Source organism: Holdemanella sp. DFI.5.55 (assembly GCF_020593575.1).
In the GTDB taxonomy this organism is placed as follows: Bacteria; Bacillota_I; Bacilli_A; order Erysipelotrichales; family Erysipelotrichaceae; genus Holdemanella; species Holdemanella hominis.
This window is the reverse complement of the sequence record NZ_JAJDMK010000419.1, coordinates 1-225: the sequence shown is the minus strand read 5'-3', so window position 1 is coordinate 225 and position 225 is coordinate 1. Positions and strand designations below refer to the sequence as shown.

Sequence of the window (225 nt, the reverse complement as noted above, 5' to 3'; positions counted from 1 at the left end):
TTCCTTTTCATTTAATTGTGGAACGTTTGAAATTGTTAATTTTTTTCTCATTTACCTTATAAAGCTTTTCTATGTTTCTTAGTCTTTCCATATGATAAAAGGATTCCAACATTCTATTTTTGAGATTATCATAATCCTGTTTTAAGTTTTCTATATCTTCTTCCGAATATTCCTGTTCACGTCCTTTTATCACATTATTTACATATTCCTCTCGACTATACTCAA

The 225-nt window shown here is 27.6% G+C and carries 1 protein-coding gene; it reads right to left on the bottom strand.

Annotation, left to right across the window (positions count from 1 at the left end):
• Positions 1-7: 7 nt before the first annotated feature.
• Positions 8-225: hypothetical protein (locus LJE08_RS15450; protein ID WP_227403671.1), on the bottom strand; the 218-nt coding region annotated here is incomplete at its 5' end.